14 protein-coding genes are annotated in these 17,551 nt (G+C 68.7%); 6 read left to right on the top strand and 8 right to left on the bottom strand.

Annotated features, from left to right (window positions below; all coding sequences use genetic code 11):
- The first annotated feature begins 57 nt into the window (after positions 1-57).
- Together EV138_RS18180 and EV138_RS18175 are read left to right on the top strand one after the other, a co-directional pair.
- Positions 58-1,041, top strand: coding sequence for an ATP-binding cassette domain-containing protein (locus tag EV138_RS18180; RefSeq protein ID WP_133980071.1), 984 nt, complete (start codon positions 58-60; stop codon positions 1,039-1,041).
- Positions 1,038-1,856, top strand: a complete 819-nt coding sequence (locus EV138_RS18175; protein WP_133980070.1) for an ABC transporter permease — start codon at positions 1,038-1,040, stop codon at positions 1,854-1,856. Before EV138_RS18180 ends, EV138_RS18175 begins: the two co-directional genes overlap by 4 nt.
- 99 nt (positions 1,857-1,955) lie before the next feature.
- Here EV138_RS18175 and EV138_RS18170 read toward each other — a convergent pair whose 3' ends face one another.
- Complete coding sequence (locus EV138_RS18170) at positions 1,956-2,306, bottom strand: VOC family protein (RefSeq protein WP_166678628.1); 351 nt, start codon at positions 2,304-2,306, stop codon at positions 1,956-1,958.
- Between the two features lie 347 nt (positions 2,307-2,653).
- Between EV138_RS18170 and EV138_RS18165 the strand changes: the two genes are divergently transcribed.
- On the top strand, positions 2,654-3,280 hold the full coding sequence (locus tag EV138_RS18165; RefSeq protein WP_133980068.1) for a TetR/AcrR family transcriptional regulator: 627 nt from the start codon (positions 2,654-2,656) through the stop codon (positions 3,278-3,280).
- Position 3,281: 1 nt separating this feature from the next.
- Here the strand turns inward: EV138_RS18165 and EV138_RS18160 are convergent, their stop codons facing one another.
- Positions 3,282-6,515, bottom strand: coding sequence for an ATP-binding protein (locus EV138_RS18160; protein WP_166678627.1), 3,234 nt, complete (start codon positions 6,513-6,515; stop codon positions 3,282-3,284).
- A gap of 142 nt (positions 6,516-6,657) precedes the next feature.
- Here EV138_RS18160 and EV138_RS18155 point away from each other — a divergent pair, with 142 nt between their 5' ends.
- Positions 6,658-8,004, top strand: coding sequence for a serine hydrolase domain-containing protein (locus EV138_RS18155; RefSeq protein ID WP_133980066.1), 1,347 nt, complete (start codon positions 6,658-6,660; stop codon positions 8,002-8,004).
- Positions 8,005-8,026: 22 nt separating this feature from the next.
- Here EV138_RS18155 and EV138_RS18150 read toward each other — a convergent pair whose 3' ends face one another.
- From EV138_RS18150 to pdhA, 4 genes are all read right to left on the bottom strand, one after another.
- Positions 8,027-8,860 carry an EamA family transporter gene (locus EV138_RS18150; protein ID WP_202866758.1) on the bottom strand — a complete coding sequence of 278 codons (834 nt, stop codon included), beginning with the start codon at positions 8,858-8,860 and terminating at the stop codon, positions 8,027-8,029.
- A 112-nt stretch (positions 8,861-8,972) separates the two neighbouring features.
- A complete protein-coding gene (locus EV138_RS18145) occupies positions 8,973-10,463 on the bottom strand; it encodes a dihydrolipoamide acetyltransferase family protein (RefSeq protein ID WP_133980065.1) in 1,491 nt (496 codons plus the stop codon).
- The gene (locus tag EV138_RS18140; protein WP_133980064.1) at positions 10,463-11,440 is read right to left on the bottom strand and encodes an alpha-ketoacid dehydrogenase subunit beta; all 978 of its coding nucleotides are present in this window, start codon (positions 11,438-11,440) and stop codon (positions 10,463-10,465) included. Before EV138_RS18140 ends, EV138_RS18145 begins: the two co-directional genes overlap by 1 nt.
- A gap of 1 nt (position 11,441) precedes the next feature.
- On the bottom strand, positions 11,442-12,605 hold the full coding sequence (gene pdhA, locus EV138_RS18135) for a pyruvate dehydrogenase (acetyl-transferring) E1 component subunit alpha (protein ID WP_133980063.1): 1,164 nt from the start codon (positions 12,603-12,605) through the stop codon (positions 11,442-11,444).
- 616 nt (positions 12,606-13,221) lie between these two features.
- Here pdhA and EV138_RS18130 point away from each other — a divergent pair.
- Positions 13,222-14,214 carry an EamA family transporter gene (locus EV138_RS18130; protein ID WP_133980062.1) on the top strand — a complete coding sequence of 331 codons (993 nt, stop codon included), beginning with the start codon at positions 13,222-13,224 and terminating at the stop codon, positions 14,212-14,214.
- 477 nt (positions 14,215-14,691) lie between these two features.
- Complete coding sequence (locus tag EV138_RS18125) at positions 14,692-15,276, top strand: hypothetical protein (RefSeq protein ID WP_112245410.1); 585 nt, start codon at positions 14,692-14,694, stop codon at positions 15,274-15,276.
- A 252-nt stretch (positions 15,277-15,528) separates the two neighbouring features.
- Here EV138_RS18125 and EV138_RS18120 read toward each other — a convergent pair whose 3' ends face one another.
- Together EV138_RS18120 and hisC are read right to left on the bottom strand one after the other, a co-directional pair.
- Positions 15,529-16,449 carry an SDR family NAD(P)-dependent oxidoreductase gene (locus EV138_RS18120; protein WP_133980061.1) on the bottom strand — a complete coding sequence of 307 codons (921 nt, stop codon included), beginning with the start codon at positions 16,447-16,449 and terminating at the stop codon, positions 15,529-15,531.
- Complete coding sequence (gene hisC / locus EV138_RS18115; RefSeq protein WP_133980060.1) at positions 16,401-17,516, bottom strand: histidinol-phosphate transaminase; 1,116 nt, start codon at positions 17,514-17,516, stop codon at positions 16,401-16,403. The genes EV138_RS18120 and hisC overlap by 49 nt, the downstream gene beginning before the upstream one ends.
- Between the last annotated feature and the right edge of the window lie 35 nt (positions 17,517-17,551).

Below are 17,551 nucleotides of genomic sequence, written 5' to 3'. Positions count from 1 at the left end.
GCGGTACCAGCGACCAGGAGCACGGTTGTCCCGGAAACAGTCATCTGGGAGGAACCGATGTCCACAACGAACCAGGTCGCCATCTCGGCCGAAGGTCTGGTCAAGAAATTCGGCACCACCACCGCGCTGGCCGGCGTGGACCTGACCGTGCCGACCGGCACCGTCCTCGGCGTCCTCGGCCCGAACGGCGCCGGCAAGACCACGGCGGTCCGGATCCTCGGCACGTTGCTGCGGCCGGATGCCGGGCACGCGACGGTCGGCGGGTTCGACGTCGTCCGCGAGGCGCCCCGGGTCCGCGAGATCATCGGCCTGACGGGCCAGTACGCGTCGGTCGACGAGGACATGTCAGGTCACCGCAACCTGGTCATGATCGGCCGGCTGCTCGGAATGCCCCGGGCACAGGCCAAGCTGCGGGCGACCGAACTGCTCGAGCGGTTCGAACTCAGCGAGGCCGGCGACCGGATCGCCAAGACGTACTCCGGCGGTATGCGGCGCCGGCTCGACCTGGCCGCCAGCCTCGTCGGCAACCCGAGCATCCTGTACCTCGACGAGCCCACCACCGGTCTCGACCCGCACGCCCGCAACGGGGTGTGGGAGACCATCCGCAACCTGGTCCTCGACGGCACCACGGTGCTGCTGACCACGCAGTACCTGGAAGAGGCCGACGCGCTGGCCGACTCGCTGATGGTCTTCGACAAGGGCAGGGTGGTGGCCTCGGGCCGTCCGGCCGAACTGAAGGCCCAGGCCGGTCGGCAGACCCTCGACGTACGGCCGGCCGAGCCCGGCCACCTGGAGCGGGTCGCCGCCATCGTCGCCGAGGCCGTCGGCGTACGGCCGACAGTCGACGTGGTGAACGCGGTGGTCAGCGCTCCGGTGCCGGACGGTACCTCGATGCCCATCGTGGTCCGCCGGCTCGACGAGGCCGGCATCGCCGTCACCGAACTGTCCCTGCGGCTGCCGAGCCTGGACGAGGTCTTCCTCGCGCTGGTCGGCCACGCCGCCGTCCAAGACACCGCAGTACTGGAAGGAGCGGGCCGATGAGCACCGCCACGCTGGAACCTGTCGCGGCGCACGCCGCCCACCGGAGCAGGCCGTTCGCCTGGATCGAGCAGAGCCTGACGCTCGCCTGGCGCAACATCGTCCGGATCAAGCAGAACCCCGAAGCGCTGGCGGACGTGACGTTCCAGCCGATCATCTTCCTGCTGCTGTTCCTGTTCGTCTTCGGCGGTGCCATCGCGAACGGCGGCACCTGGCACGACTACCTGCCGTATCTGTTGCCGGGTCTGCTGGTCCAGACGGTGGTCTTCTCGACCATGGGTACCGGCGTCGGGCTGAACGACGACTTCGCCAAGGGCGTCTTCGACCGGTTCCGCAGCCTGCCGATCGCCAGGGTGGCGCCGCTGATCGGCGCGGTGCTGGGCGACGCGGTCCGGTACACGCTGTCGATCGTGATCTTGATGACCACAGGCTTCATCCTGGGCTTCCGGTTCGAGAACGGCGTCGGCAACGGGCTGCTCGCCTGCCTCGTGGTGCTGCTCTTCGCCCTCTCGCTGTGCTGGATCTGGGTCTGGCTGGGACTGAAACTGAAGACCGCGCAGGGTGTGCAGGGCATCGCGTTCCTGGTGATGTTCCCGCTCACCTTCGGCAGCAACATCTTCGTCCAGACCGGCACGCTGCCCGGCTTCCTGCAGTCCTGGGTCAAGATCAACCCGGTCGCCCACCTGGTCGACGTCATGCGCGGCCTGATGCTCGGCGGCCCGATCCAGAAGCCGCTGCTGATCACGCTGGCCTGGATGGTCGGCCTGATCGCGGTATTCGCGCCGCTGGCGATCCGCGCTTACCGCCGCCGTACCTGAAAACCCTTGTAAACAAGAGCGCCTGTAGGTGCCGGCCGCGCAACCCACGCCGCCACCTACGGGCGCCGTCGGCGGGTCCTGGCGAACGCGCATTCGGAACTATGACTGAACGAAGCCGAGTTCGTTGCCGTCCGGATCGCAAATGGTGAATTTGCGGCTGCCGTACGGCGTATCTTGAAGCGGCTCGATCACTTCAGCTTTCAGTCGCAGGCGTGCCCACCACTCGTCGACGTCGTCGACCTCGAAGTTGAACCGTGCACCAACCGCCGGCGCCGGCTCGTACTCCCCAAGAGCGAACTGCGTCGGACCGAGGGTGAAATGCGCATAGGTCGGGGCATCTCGCGGCCAATGACCCTCGGCCGAAACGCCGAGCAGCTCCTCGTACCATTCGATCGCCTGGACGAGAGATCGCACGTTCACCCTCACGTGGGTCAAGCGCGGCGCGTCCATCGATGTCCTTCGTGGCTCACCTGTCGGATCATCCATAGGAGCATCAAACACACCCGGATGTCGTCTGGCCAGTCGGTGGACCTGAGCAGTTCATTGCTGAGAGCAACGAAAAGTTGCCGCGATGTCGAGTGCGAGGCGGTGGCGCCGACCACCGCACTCCGCCCGGCCACCTCACCACTGAGCGGGCGACGGAGGAGCGGTCGTAGGCGGCGGCGTGGGTCGAACGGCCTCAATCTCTTCCACAGCAAGCGAAAGGCGTTATTTTCGCATGTTAACCGGTCGGTAATTTAGAGCCGAGCTGGCTAAGATGACGAGAGTTCAGGCACGGGGTATCGACAAGAGGTGCAATGAGCGAACCCTCCGTACGCCGTTATTCCGGGCGCTCGGTCGACGAGTGGAAGGCGGCACGACGGGAGCGTCTGCTGGACGCCGCGCTGGAGCTGTTCGGGACCGAAGGCTACCCCGCGACCTCGGTGGAACGCCTGTGTGCACAGGCGAAAGTGTCAACGCGGCACTTCTACCACGAGTTCCAGAACAAGGAGGCCGTGCTGCTCGCGGTGCACGCGGAGCTCATCGAGGTGGGCGTCCGTAGTACGAGTGAGGCGCTGGCCGCGACCGCCGACGCTCCGGTCCGGGAGCGGATCGTGGCGGCCGTGGACGGCTATCTGCAGACCATCATGGCCGATCCGCGCCGGGCCCGGATCTCGTTCGTCGAAGTGGTCGGGATCAGCCCGGCGGTCGAGGAGCAGCGGATCGCCTTCCGCGAGTTGCTGATCTCCAGCGTCGTGCAGATCGGCGAGACCGCGGTCGCGCGGCAGGAGATCGAGCCGAAGGACTTCCGGTTCATCGGGCTGTGCTTCATCGGCGCTGTCAACAGCGTCGTCTACGACTGGATGCTCGCCGACCCGCGGCCACCGGAGGCGAAGATCTCCGAGGCGCTCCGCGACCTGGCCGTGTCGTTGATGGTGAGCTGACTCAGGCCGGCGCGATCCGGGCCCGGAGCTCGGCCAAAGCTTCTGTGCGGGTCAGCGCGGCGCCGGCTTCGTAGGCCGCCTCGAACCCGTCGGCTCCGAGCGCCTCGCGGAGCCGCTCCTGGCACCGGCGGACGTCGGAGTCGCCGACGGCCCGCAGGCCGCGCAGCTTCCCGGCGATCCCGAACGTCCGGGCACCCTGCGCGGCATCGCCGGCCAGCAGTTCGACCTCGGCCCAGGACTCGAGGATCCCGGCGGCCAGCGGCATGTCCTCGGTGCCGAACGCGAGCTCGACCGCCTGCCGGCCGTACTCGCGCGCCCCCGCGAGGGCGCCGCGGGCGACCTGGATCCGGGTCAGCTGGCCGAGCATCATCGCCTGCCCGTGCGGAGCCATCCGCTCGGCCTGGAGATCGAGCGTCCCGTACGCCGCCCGCGCCAGCTCCAGCGCCTCGTCCAGCCGGCCCGCGCGCCGGGCGATCACGGCCGTCCCGAGCAGCGCGATGCCTTCTCCGCCACGGCTGCCGGTCTCCTCGGCCAACTGCCGCGACTGCTGCAGGTCCTGGACGGCTCGCTCCTCCTCACCGAGCTCGAGCCGGTACATCGCGCGCTGGCCGAGGAGCTGGGAAAGCCCCTCGGTGGTACCGAGCTCGTTGGTGAGCCGCAGCGCCTCCTCGAGGGAGTCGACCGCCTCCCGGTAGTTGCCGAGCGTGCCCTGGTGGCTGGCCAGGCCGCGCAGTGCCAGGGAGGTACCCCACCGGTCGCCCAGCGCCCGGAAACCGGCCAGCGCGGTCGTCAGGTCGGCCGCCATCTGGTCCACCTGGCCCTCGTTCTCGCGGAACATCGCCGACATCATCACGGCCATGTTCCGGGTCCACGGATCGTCGTGGGTCCGGGCCTCGTCGAGTTCCCGGAAGCAGCCCGCCTTGTCGCGGCGGATCGCGGCCCAGATCGCGTTGGTGAAACGTCCGACGCCGGCTTCGTTGACGGCCGGATGCCGACGGGCGAGCAACCGGACGCGGGCGAGCCCGCGGATGGCTTTGGGAAACGAGACCGCCACATCGCCACCGGACGACAAGGTGCCGATGGCGTACATCATCAGCGTGTAGGCCCGGACCAGCGGGTCGCTCGGGCCCGGCACTTCCAGCGCCGCCTCGAACCAGGTGACCGCCTCGGCCGGTCGCCCCCGCATGTTCCAGTACTCACCGAGAACAGAGACGAGACCGACCGCCGTGTCCGCGTCACCGAGGTCTACCGCGGTCCGGAGTGCGTCGAGCAGGTTCTCGTTGTCGGCGTCGAACCTGGCGATCCACTGCAGTTGCGAAGCGGTCCGCAACTCCTTGCTCCCCTGGCGAACCAGGTCCACGAAGTACTGCGTGTGCGCCTTCCGCACCTGGTCGAGTTCACCGGACGCGGCGAGCTGCTCAGCGCCGTACGCCTTGACTGTCTCGAGCATCCGGTAGCGCACCGAGCGCTCACCCGCGACGGCCTCGACCAGCGACTTGTCGACGAGGGACGCGAGCACACCGAGCACCGCTTCGGGCGGTATGCCTGGTCCGCTGCAGACCTGCTCGGCCGCTTCGAGCGTGGCGCCGCCGGAGAAGCGGGCCAACCGACGGGCGACGGCCTGTTCGTCGCAGTCCAGCAGGTCCCAGCTCCACTCGACCACGGCCCGCAGGGTCTGGTGCCGTGGCAGGGCCGTTCTGGAACCACTCGTCAGCAACCTGAACCGGTCCGCGAGCCGCTCGACGATCAGCTCCGGAGTCAGCGCACGCAACCGGGCCGCAGCCAGCTCGATCGCCAGCGGCATCCCGTCCAGGCGGCGGCAGATCTCCGCGATCGCCTTCCGGTTCTCGTCGGTGACGGCGAAGTCCGGCCGTACTGCGCGGGCACGGTCGACGAACAGCTGGATCGACGGGTACGCGTCGGTCTCGCTGTCCTCCGGCGGCAACCCGAGTGGACCGACCTGGTGCAAATGCTCGCCCGGAATGCTGAGCGGCTCACGGCTGGTCGTCAGCACCCGGAGCCGCGGACAGACGGCCAGCAACGAATCGACCAGCCCGGCAACTTCCTGAACCAGGTGTTCGCAGTTGTCCAGCACCAGCAGCACGCGCCGATCGGCGATGACTTCGACCAGCCGCTCGGTGGCGGCCCGGCTGGCGGGCAGGTGAGTCGGAGTCAGCGAGGTCTTGATGCTGTCGACGTACTCGCTCGCGCCCAGCGCGCTCAGCATCGCCGGCGCGACATCGGCCGCATCGCCGAGCGGAGCGAGCTCGACGAACCAGATCCCGTCGCTGCCACGTTCCAGCAACGAGCGACCGGTCTCGGTCGCCAGCCGGGTCTTGCCGGCGCCACCAGGACCGACCATGGTGACGAGCCGCGTGCCGTTGGTGAGCAGTCTGGTCAGCTCGGCGACATCGCCGGACCTGCCCACGAAACTGGTCAGTGGAGTGCGCAGGTTGCTCTTCGGCGCCGACTGCACCGGGGTCGGCACGGCGACGACGGCGGCCGGGTCGATCACGTCCCCACGCAGTACTGCGACATGCAGCTCGCGCAGCCTGGTGCCCGGATCAGCACCCAGCTCGTCAGCGAGCGTCGTCCGGACCCGCTCGTACGCCGACAGGGCTTCTGCTTGGCGCCCATCGGCGTACAGGGCTCTCATCAGCAGTTCGTGCAGGCGTTCGCGCAGGGGCTGGGCGAGGGCGAGGCGCTCCAACTCCGCGATCACGTCGCGCGCGTGCCCGCTGGTCACGGCGGCCTCGGCGAGATCCTCGGCCGCGCCCAGTCGCAGCTCGGCGAGACGGTCGGCCTCGATCCCGGCGAAGGGCAGGTCGCGCAGATCCGTGAGCGCGTCGCCACGCCAGAGGCGCTCGGCCTGCGTGAGCAGGGCCTTCGCCTGCGCCGGGTCGCTGGTGAGCAGGCGGCGACCGCGGAGTACAAGGTCTTCGAACTGCAGCGCGTCGACGGAGTCCGGCGGAATCGTCAGCATGTAACCGGCCGGCCCGGACTGCACCGAGATGCTCGACTCGGTGACCGGCAGGCTCGCCCGCAGCCGCGACACCAGCGACTGCAGGGCGTTGGCGCTCGGCGCCTCACTGCCCCACAACCCGTCGACCAGGGTGTCGATCCCGACCGGGCGCCCCGCGTCCAGCGCCAGCCGCGCGAGCAGGCCGCGCAGCCGGAGTCCGCGGACGTCCAGCGGGTTACCGTCGGCCGCCCACATCGCGAGAGGCCCAAGCACCGCTATGCGCACCCCTCAAGCCTCCCACACCACCCGACCCATCTCCCCTGTCTTTTGTCATCTCCGCGATCGGGATGCCCGGATGCGGCAAGCACGACAACACCTTCGTGCACGGACGGGTCCGTGCATTACTGTCGGCCGGGTGACCGAGATCGCCGCCAAGACCCAGTCCGATCTGAGCCGGATCCTCACCGAGCGCCAGAGCAAACACCGCGTGCCCGGTCTGGTGGGCGCCGTCGTCCGGGAAGGTGGTCTGGCCTGGTCCGGCGGTGCCGGTTCGGCCGATCTCGAGACGCCGGGAGTGGCGCCGACCGCGGATACGCAGTACCTGATCGCCTCGCACAGCAAGACTTTCACCGCGGTCGCGATCATGGCGCTGCGCGACGAGGGCAAGCTCAGCCTCGACGACCGGCTCGAGCAGTTCGTGCCCGAGAGCAAGCACGCGGGGATCACCATCCGGCAGATGCTCAGCCACGTCAGCGGGATGCAGCGCGAACCCGTCGGCGACGTCTGGGACCAGATGGAGTTCCCGGACCGTGAGCAACTGGTCGCGGGCTGGAACGAAGCCGAGCGGATCGGCAAGCCGCACCACCGGTTCCACTACTCGAACCTGGTCTACTCGCTGCTCGGCGAGATCCTCGCTCGCGTCGACGGTCGATCGTGGTACGAGTCGGTCCAGGCGCGGATCCTGCAGCCGCTCGAGATGCGCCGTACGACGGTCGGCATGGACGGCGGGCCGTCCGCCACCGGGTACTACGTTCCGCCGTTCTCCGATGTGCCCGTGCGGGAGCCGCTGCTCGACCTCGGCGCGATGGCCGCCTGCGGCGGGCTCGCTTCGACCGCCGAGGACCTGGCGAAGTGGATGGCGTTCATCGCCGACCCGGTCGACGAGGTGCTCTCCAAGGACACCCTCGACGAGATGTGCCAGCCACAGATCATGGCGGACGTGGACCGCTGGCAACTCGGCTTCGGTCTGGGTTTCATGCTGCTCCGCCTCGGCGAACGCGTCTTCGTCGGCCACACCGGCGGGATGCCCGGTCACATCACCGGCAGCTTCGTCCACCGCCCGTCCGGTACCGCGGGGATCGCGCTCATGAACACCACCTCGGCCCCCGACCCGGCCGGCCTCGCCACCGATCTCGCGATCAAGGTGCTCGACGACGACCCGCTCCCACCCACGCCGTGGATCCCCGGCACCTCGGTCCCCGACGAACTCACCGGCGTCCTCGGCACCTGGTTCACCGAGGGCCAGCCCTTCGTCTTCTCGGTCCGCGAAGGCCGCCTCGAAGCCGCCGCCCCAGGAGCGCCCGCCCACAAGGCGCCCGCGGTCTTCGAACGCATCTCCCCCGACCTCTACCGCACAGTCTCCGGCCGCGAAACCGGCGAACTCCTCCGCATCACCCGCGACTCCACCAACACCCCCATCACCCTCCACTGGGCCACCTACCTCTGCACCCGCCAACCCCTGGCCTTCGGCCAACATCGTTAGCAACCTCCGCCCGGGGCTGTTGTCAGGCGAGGGTGATGAGGGTTATGCCGGCTACTACGACGGTGGCGGCGAGGGCTCGTTTGGGGCCGAAGCGTTCGCCGAAGAAGAGGGCGCCGATGATGGCGCCGAAGATGATGCTGGTTTCGCGGAGGGCTGCGATGGCGGCGAGGGCTCCGCGGGTCTGGGCCCACAGGACGAGGCTGTAGGCGGCGAGTGAGACGAGGCCACCGCCGAGGCCGGCGTACAGGTAGCGCTTTTCTACCCGGAGGAAGCCGAGGCCTCGGCGCCAGAGGACGAACAGGATGAGGACGGCGTTCTGGAGGGTGAAGGTCCAGCCCATGTACGACGCGAGCGGGACCTTGCGGACGGCGACCCCGTCGACCACCGTGTAGGCCGCGATCAGCAGGCCGGTGCCGAAGGCGGCGAGCAAAGCAGGCGACTGGTGCCGGGTCGGGCGGCCGCCGATGAAGACGAGTGCGATCAGGCCGGCCGAGATGAGCAGTACGCCGGCCAACTCCAGCGGCACCAGGTGCTGGTTGAGCAGCACGACCGCGACGACGGCAACCACCCACGGCGACGTACCGCGCGCCAACGGGTAGACCTGGCTGAACTGACCGAGGTTGTACGACATGACCAGGCCGCCGTAGTACACGAGATGCAGCACCACCGAGGCGAGGATGTACGGCCACGCCTCCGCCGGTGGCAGCCCGGTGATCGCGATCGCGACCAGCGCGCACACCCCTGAGGACAACCCGAGCAGGGCGAACCCGCCGAGTCGATCCGGTACGCCGTGCGCCATCGCGTTCCACGCCGCGTGCAGCACAGCCGCACCGAGCACCGCCAGCAAGACCGTCACCCCACCACCCTCCACCGAGCGGGGGCGCAACCACCACCGAGTTCCTAGGGGTGGACCAACCACAGCAGCCCCGGACGACAGGTCCGGGGCTGCTGGTGGTCGCAGTACTACGTCAGAACATCAGTGCGCGGGCGGGGTCCTCGAGGATGCCGGCCACGTCGGCGAGGAAGGTGGAACCCTTCTCGCCGTCGATCAGGCGGTGGTCGAAGGACAGCGCCAGCGTGGTGATCCAGCGGGGCACGATCTCGTCGTTCACCACCCACGGCTGCTTGCGGACCGCGCCGAAGGCGAGGATCGCGGCCTCACCCGGGTTGATGATCGGCGTACCGGCGTCGACGCCGAACACGCCGACGTTGGTGATCGTGAACGACCCACCGGCCTGGTCGGCCGGCTGGGTCTTGCCCTCACGGGCCACGGCGACCAGGTTGTTCAGCGCCGCGCACAGCTCGGGCAGGGTGAGCGACTCGGCGCCCTTGATGTTCGGCACGATCAGCCCGCGCGGGGTGGCCGCGGCGATGCCGAGGTTGACCGAACCCTTGAGCACGATCTCCTGGGCAGCCTCGTCCCACGCCGCATTGATGATCGGCGTACGGCGTGCTGCCAGCGTGACCGCCTTCGCCAGGATCAGCAGCGGCGAGACCCGAAGATCCCGGAACGCCTTGTCCTGCTTGAGCCGGTCGACCAGCTCCATCGTGGCGCTGACGTCGACGGTGATCCACTCGGTCACGTGAGGCGCGGTGAACGCACTGCTCACCATCGCCTGTGCCATCACCTTCTGCACACCCTTGATCGGAATCCGGGTATCACCCTGCGCACTGACCACAGGAGCAGCAGCCGGTACTACGTCCGCCTGCGCGGCAGCCGTGTGGTTCTCGACATCAGCCCGAGTGATCACCCCACCCCGCCCGGTCGCGGTCACCGCCCCCAGATCGATCCCCAGATCCTTGGCCAACTTCCGCACCGGCGGCTTCGCCAGCACATGCACGGATCCACGGTTGCCTTCGGCAACCGAAGGCGAGGGGGATGCCGGCGCGACACCAGCGGAGGGCGCTGCGGCGCCGGCGGACGGCGAAGCCGAGCCAGGCGCGGCACCTGCGGGCGATGCTTGCGGCGCCACCGCACTGACAGCAGCGTGCGACGAAGGAGCAGCAGCGTCGGGCGACGTAGGAGCCCCGCCCTTGCGCGGGCGGCGCTTCGCCTCGGTGGTCTTCGGGCCGTAGCCGACGAGGACCGCCGTGCGTCCGCCGGGAGCGGCGCCGCCGATCTTGCCGGCTTCGATCTCGTCGCCGTCGGGGATCGACGGGACCATGTCCTCGGCACCGGTGCCAGTAGGCGCCGGAGCGAGATCGCCCGGGGTCGCGTCGGCCGTCTGCACGGAGATGATCGGCGTGCCGACGTCGACCGTCTCGCCTTCGGGCACGAGGAGTTCGGTGACGACACCGGCGTACGGGACCGGCAACTCGACCAGCGACTTGGCCGTCTCGATCTCGACGATCGTGTCGTTCAGCTTGACCGTGTCGCCGACCTTGACCTTCCAGCTGACGATCTCGGCCTCGACCAGGCCTTCTCCCACATCCGGGAGGCGGAACTGCTGGATGCCCATCAGTACTCCATCACCCGGTCGACACCGTCGAGCACCCGGTCCAGGTCGGGCAGGTACTCCTCCTCCATCCGCGACGGCGGATAGGGAGTGTCGTACCCGGCGACCCGCAGTACGGGCGCCTCGAGGTGGTAGAAGCACTCCTCGGTCACCCGCGCGGCCAGTTCGGAACCGGGCCCGAGCGACAACGGCGCCTCGTGCACGACGACCGCGCGCCGGGTCTTCTTCACCGACTCGAAGATCGTCGACAGGTCCAGCGGCGAGATCGAGCGCAGGTCGACGACCTCCAGGTTGCGGCCGTCCTCGACCGCCGCCTCGGCCGCCTGCAGCGCCGTCTTCACCATCGGGCCGTAGCAGAACAGCGTCGCGTCGGTGCCCTCGCGAACCACCCGCGCCTTGTACAGCGGGTACCCCGGGTCGGCGCTCTCGTCGAGCTCGGCCTTCTCGTGGTACCGGCGCTTCGGCTCGAAGAACACCACTGGGTCGTCGGAGGCGATCGCCTGCTGGATCATCCAGTACGCGTCGACCGGATCGCTGCAGGCGACGACCTTGAGGCCCGCCACATGCGCGAACAGCGTCTCCGGCGACTCGGAGTGGTGCTCGACCGCGCCGATGCCGCCGCCGAACGGGATCCGGATCACGATCGGCATCTTCAGCTTGCCCATCGACCGGTAGTGCATCTTGGCGACCTGGTTGATGATCTGGTCGTACGCCGGGAAGACGAACCCGTCGAACTGGATCTCGCAGACCGGCCGGTAGCCGCGCAGCGCCAGGCCGACCGCGGTACCGATGATGCCGGACTCGGCCAGCGGGGTGTCGATCACCCGGTCCTCGCCGAAGTCCTTCTGCAGACCTTCGGTGACCCGGAAGACGCCGCCGAGCTTGCCGATGTCCTCACCCATGATGACGACCTTCGGGTCCTTCTCCATGGCGGCCCGCAGGCCCATGTTGATGCCCTTGCCGAGGCTGATCTTCGCCATCTCAGTGTTCCCCTTCGAACGAGGCGGCATAGGCGGCGTACTGCGCCTGCTGCTCCACCAACTGCGGGGTCTGCTCGACGTACGCGTGCTGGAAGAAGTCCGTCAGCGTCGGGTCGGGCATCGACAGGCAGCCCTCGCGCAGCTTGGCGGCGATCTGGTCGGCCTCGGCCTCGATCTCGTCGAAGAAGTCGTGGTCCACCCCGGCGGAGCGGGCCAGGTACGCCTTCACCCGCTCGATCGGGTCCTTCAGCTTCCAGTACTCCAGGTCCTCGGACAGCCGGTACTTCGTCGGGTCGTCGGAGGTGGTGTGCGCCCCCATCCGATAGGTGTAGGCCTCGACCAGGGTCGGGCCGCTGCCCTCCCGGGCGCGCTTGAGTGCCTGCTGCGTGACGGCGTACGTCGCGAGCACGTCGTTCCCGTCGACGCGGACGCCGGGGAACCCGAAGCCGGCGGCGCGCTGGTACAGCGGGATCCGGGTCTGCCGGTCGATCGGCTCCGAGATGGCCCACTGGTTGTTCTGGCAGAAGAAGACGACCGGCGCGTTGAACACCGAGGCATAGATGAAGGCCTCGTTCACGTCACCCTGGCTGCTGGCGCCGTCGCCGAAGTACGCGATCGTCGCCTCGCCGTTGTCGGCGTCGCCGACCGCGTGGTCGCGCTGCTGCCCCATCGCATACCCCGTCGCGTGCAGCGTCTGGGCGCCGATCACGATCGTGTACAGGTGGAAGTTGTTGTCCCGCGGGTCCCAGGCGCCTTGGTCGACGCCACGGAACAGGCCGAGCAGGTTCAGCGGGTCGACCCCCTGGCACCAGGCGACACCGTGCTCGCGGTACGTCGGGAAGACCATGTCCTTCTTGTTCAGGGCGCGGCCGGAGCCGATCTGCGCGGCCTCCTGGCCGAGCAGCGAGGCCCAGATGCCGAGCTCACCCTGACGCTGCAGCGCAGTCGCCTCGGTGTCGATCCGGCGGACCAGGGTCATGTCCCGGTAGAACCCCTTGATCGCCTCGTCGTCGAGGTCGAACGAGTAGTCCGGATGCTCGATGCGCTCACCTTCGGGCGTCAGCAGCTGGACGAACTCGACCTCCTCGGAGGCCTGGGACGGACTGACCGGCGCCTCCACGGGCGCGAACACTTCCGGGGCAAGGCCCGGCACCGACTCACTCACATGCACTCCTCGGGTTCGAGCGCGGGATCGCCGCGACCGCAACGTTGCACGGGTCCCGGCCCATCCAGCCGGGTGAGGCTTCGAGGGTTAGGACCGCGTGGATCCAGGATTGATGCACACCGCATGGCAGTGAACCTCCTCACTGGTATCACTGCCCATCTTGCCGGACACCGTACCGATGAGGTTGCTGATCCGCTAACTGTCTGGACGCCGACTTGTACGCCGGTACGCAAAGCCGTCCTACGGTGAGACACCAGTCCAACCAGTGGTCCTATCAGGACCCCGCCGCACGCTCGAATCACCCACGTGTAACACCACCACGGTCATTCGTGCGAGTTGCGTCACAGCTTCGTACCGATCCCTGTGCTCACCCCGACCCGACCACCCGAAAACTGGTCTTCTGCCGGAGCCGATCACCACCCGTCCCTCGCCCGCCACCCTCAGCAACACGCCCCCTCGCCGCCCTCTCCCATCCGTCTTCCTTTCTTCTCTTCGCAGCTTCGTGGCGGGGATCTGGTGGGTTCGGTGGCCGGATATCCGCTTGTGGGTCGATCAGCAGCCGATTAGTGTCAGCATCGTCAGTGCATTACACCCATGACACGCCGAGAGGATGCCGATGGCCGCCGCTTCCGCCCCCGCCGTACTGCCCGAGACCGGGACCCGGAGCGCGTCGGCGGCGATGATCTGGTCGGCGCTCGCGGTGGTCTACGTGGTCTGGGGCTCGACCTATCTGGCGATCCGGATCGTGGTCGACGCGCACATCCCGCCGATGCTCGGCATGTCCGCGCGCTTCCTGTTCGCCGCCGTACTGCTGTCCGCGTTCCTCGCCCTCAAGTCCGGTGTCACCCGACTGCGCGTCAGCGCCCGCGAACTGGCCGGCTCCGCCGTGGTCGGTCTGCTGTTACTTGCCTTCGGCAACGGCGCCGTCGCGATCGCCGAGCAGACCGTGCCGTCCGGCCTCGCCGCCCTGTTGGTCGCCGCGGTCCCGCTCTGGCTGATGTTGCTGCGCGTCGGGGGCGGCGAGCGGCCGCGCCCGCTGACCTGGCTCGGCGTACTGATCGGCTTCGCCGGCGCCGCGCTGCTGTCGCTGTCCGGCGGCGACACCAGCGCGAAGCCGTGGTCCGTGGCGATCCTGGTCCTCGGCACGATCAGCTGGGCCGTCGGCTCGCGCTTCTCCCCGCGTCTCGGACTCCCGAAGGATCCGCTGGTCGCGACTGTCTACGAGATGGCCATCGGCGGCACGGCGATGGTGCTGATCGGCGTACTAAGAGGAGAGCCGGGACGGCTCCACCTCGGCGCGATCGACACCTCGGGCTGGCTCGCGCTCGGCTACCTGATCGTCTTCGGGTCGTTGCTCGCCTACAGCGCCTACTCGTACCTGCTCGCGAACGCCCCGATCTCACTCGTCGGCACCTATGCCTATGTGAACCCGGTGGTCGCCGTCTTCCTCGGCTGGCTGATCCTCGACGAGCACGTCACCACCAAGATCATGCTCGGCGGTGTCGTCGTGGTCCTCGGTGTCGCCCTGGTCGTCACGGCCGAACGCCGCCGCACCACGCCCGAGGTACCAGCTGAAGCTCCCACCGAGGTCGAGCTCAGCCAGAAGTAGGGGAAAAGGAAGAACCCGGGCTCCCATGGGGTGCCCGGGTCTCCCACCGCTGCCGATGCGCGCGGCAGCGGGTCCGTGTTGCCAGGCCGGCGCCTTGCCCCGAAAAAACAAGGCGCGAAACTCCGGCAGTATTGCGTCGACATTCCGATGCACCGTGGTAATACCCGTTCGGCGACCACCGAGACCGCCGAAATTACCTTCGCCACACCCGGGTCATCCGTCACCCGCGCACAGACAACGACGAAGTTCCCGATCGGTTACGGGCCTATGGCAACGACTTGCCTGACGCGTCCACTACCGCAAGTTGCCTGGTCAGAGGCACGTTGTTGCCGAGTCAGCGATCTCATCATCGGGCAGCTATGTCTCCGCCTGAATCACGCCGTAGCGAAAAACTTGCCGAAGAAATGTGTAACCGCGGCCACCAGGTGTCGTTACCACTAAGACGAATCCGTCAAACCCGAAAGGAAACCTCGCATAATGCAGGTAACACGCAAGATCGCCGCTGCAGCGGCAGTGGCGACCGTTGCCACGCTGGGCCTGGCCACCGTTGTGTCGGCGAACATGCTCGACAACCCGACGGCCAACAACGCCGGCCTCGCCGACGCGGCTTCGCTGGCGAGCAAGGGCTACGGCCACGGCGGCACCAAGTGGTACGCCGCGCACCACGACGGCTCGCTCGTCGCGCTGGACGGCAACTCCATCGGCCCGCTGCAGGCCTGCCACAACTTCATCCCGGTCAACGCGGTCGGTGCCCAGGTTCCGGTCAAGGACATCACCGCGATCATCGGCTTCAACCAGGCCGGCAACACGGCCACCGCGGTGAAGACCTGTGAGATGAACTCGAAGAACAACACCCACAAGTGGTACCGCGCCGAGGGCGGCCTGATCTCCGTCTCCGACAACGCGGTCGGCCCGTTCCAGGTCTGCCACAACGACGTTCCGGTGAACGCCGTTGGCGCTCAGGTGCCGGTTTCGGACATCACCGGGCTGCTCGGCTTCAACCAGGCCGGCAACTCGGTCGACCAGCTGCAGACCTGCGAGCTGGACTCCGTGAACAACTGACCTCTCTCCCTGGTCAGTGATGCAGGACACCGGAGACCAGTCGCCTCGGTGGGGCGATTGAACCGGTAGCACCATCGAAGCGGCATCGGGAAGTAAGCCTCACTCCTTCCCGGTGCCGCTTCACCTTTTACCCACAGGACCTGGTCCTTTGGCTCCAGCGCACTCCGGCTCGGCGCATCCGGCGCCCAGCCACCCCGATCGCCCGGACCCGGTCCCAGCCGGGCCCGGGCGTTTCGGCGTCCGGCCAGGTGATCAGTCAGGCAGCTTGCGAAGGTCCAGCACCGAGCCGTTCGGCAACTCCCGCTCGAACAGCGACCAGATACCGCGCGCTGCATCCTCGGGGCTGACCAGAGCCCCCGACTCCTTGAGCTCGCGAAAGCGCCCAACAGCCGGAAACGCCTGCTCGTCCACGGCCCGGATCTCCCCCTGCATGGCGGTATCCACAACCCCCGGCGCCACCGCGATCACCCGGCACCCAATCCGCCCGGCCCCACCAGCCTGCTCGACCCCGCCCCCGTCCCCACCCCGTGCGACCCCGGCACGCTCGCCCCCGACCCGCCCGGCCCCAGCACGCTCGCCCTCGGCCCGCCCGGCCCCAGCACGCTCGCCCTCGGCCCGTGCGGCCCCAAGCGGCTCGAGCGGAGGTTGTTCGGCACCGACCGTCCGGACCCAGTGGTCGACCGCGGCCTTGCCCGCGTTGTACGCCGACCAGCCCGGGTACGCCGTACTCGCGGCACCCGACGACAGCATCACCAGGTGCTTCTCGCAGGTCAGCCCCGCCGTGGCCCGGAGGAACGCCCGGCCGAGAACCTGAGGCGCCGCCGAGTTCAGCAGTACGGCGCGTGTGTACGCCTCCGCATCCACCGCATCCGCCGGCCCGATCGGCACCACCGTGCCCGCGCTGTGCACAAACACCACGCGCTCGCCCGAGAACCCGGCCAGCTCAGCCTCGAAGTACCGCTCGACCCCCACCCAGGCCGCCGGATCGGACAGATCCACGGGGAAGTGCTCGACCGTGCCACCACGACGCGAGAGGTCCACCACCCGCGCCTCGGGGAACGGCACGCTCGCCGCCAGTGCGGCACCGATCCCGGCCGAGGCGCCGGAGATCCAGACCAGCGACGTCACCGCGCGGTCGGCGTACTCGCGACCCGGGCCTGGCGCCAGGCGCACGCGACCTCGAGGAAGAGGTCGTTCGCCTCCCGCTCGCCGATCGTCACCCGCGCACCCTCACCGGGGAACGGCCGGACCGAGACACCCTCGGCCTGGACCGCCTCCGAGAACGCCACCGTCTCGTCGCCGAGCGGCATCCAGACGAAGTTCGCGTGCGTCTCCGGAACGTCCCAGCCGGCAGCGCGCAGCTCCCCCACCACCCTGGTCCGCTCGGTCACCAACGCTTCGACGCGCTCCAGCAGTTCGTCCTCGGCCCGCAGCGAGGCGAGCGCGGCCGCCTGAGCGACCTGGCTGACCCCGAAGGGAAGTGCGCACTTGCGGATCGCGGCGACCATCGGCGGATGCGCGATCGCGTACCCGATCCGGAACCCGGCCAGCCCGTACGCCTTGGAGAACGTCCGGAGTACGACGACATTCGGCCGGTCCCGGTAGACCTCGACCCCGTCGAAGGCGTCGGGGTCGCGGATGAACTCGTAGTACGCCTCGTCGAGGACGACGAGGACGTTGGCCGGGACGGCGTCGAGGAACGCGAGCAACTCGTCGCGGTGCACCACCGGGCCGGTCGGGTTGTTCGGCGAGCAGACCAGGACCATCCGGGTCCGCTCGGTCAGCGCAGCCTCCATCGCCTTGAAGTCGTGTCGCGCGTCCTCGGTCACCGGCACCTGGACCGAGGTGGCGCCGGTGAGCTGGACCGCGATCGGGTAGGCCTCGAACGAGCGCCAGGCATAGACGACCTCGTCGCCTTCGCTGACCGACGCCTGCAGCAGGTGGTAGAGCACCGCCACCGATCCGGTCCCGAGCGCCAGATCACTCACCGGTACGCCGAGCCGCTCGGACAGCGCCTCGAGCAGCTCGAACGCGCCCATGTCGGGGTACCGGTTCATGTTCGCGGCGGCCTCGGTCGCCGCGGCGAGCACGCCCGGCAGCGGCGGGTACGGGTTCTCGTTGCTGGACAACTTGTACGTCGGCCGGCCGTCGGTGCGCTCCGGCGGCTTGCCCGGCTTGTAAGCCGCGACATCGTCCAGGCAGGAGCGGAACCGGAACTGGACCTCATCGTGGGCGGTCATGCCCGCAGGTTAATCGCTGTCCCGCCGCCGTAGAA

It is taken from the genome of Kribbella voronezhensis (genome assembly GCF_004365175.1).
In the GTDB taxonomy this organism is placed as follows: Bacteria; Actinomycetota; Actinomycetes; order Propionibacteriales; family Kribbellaceae; genus Kribbella; species Kribbella voronezhensis.
This window is presented reverse-complemented; position numbering and strand designations above follow the sequence as displayed.

Bases quoted from the DNA above. Each gene is read 5' to 3' on its own strand.
- EV138_RS18180 (WP_133980071.1), top strand. From the start codon at position 58: ATGTCCACAACGAACCAGGTCGCCATCTCGGCCGAAGGTCTGGTCAAG.
- EV138_RS18175 (WP_133980070.1), top strand. From the start codon at position 1,038: ATGAGCACCGCCACGCTGGAACCTGTCGCGGCGCACGCCGCCCACCGG.
- EV138_RS18170 (WP_166678628.1), bottom strand. From the start codon at position 2,306: ATGGACGCGCCGCGCTTGACCCACGTGAGGGTGAACGTGCGATCTCTC.
- EV138_RS18165 (WP_133980068.1), top strand. From the start codon at position 2,654: ATGAGCGAACCCTCCGTACGCCGTTATTCCGGGCGCTCGGTCGACGAG.
- EV138_RS18145 (WP_133980065.1), bottom strand. From the start codon at position 10,463: ATGGGCATCCAGCAGTTCCGCCTCCCGGATGTGGGAGAAGGCCTGGTC.
- EV138_RS18140 (WP_133980064.1), bottom strand. From the start codon at position 11,440: ATGGCGAAGATCAGCCTCGGCAAGGGCATCAACATGGGCCTGCGGGCC.
- EV138_RS18130 (WP_133980062.1), top strand. From the start codon at position 13,222: ATGGCCGCCGCTTCCGCCCCCGCCGTACTGCCCGAGACCGGGACCCGG.
- EV138_RS18125 (WP_112245410.1), top strand. From the start codon at position 14,692: ATGCAGGTAACACGCAAGATCGCCGCTGCAGCGGCAGTGGCGACCGTT.
- hisC (WP_133980060.1), bottom strand. From the start codon at position 17,516: ATGACCGCCCACGATGAGGTCCAGTTCCGGTTCCGCTCCTGCCTGGAC.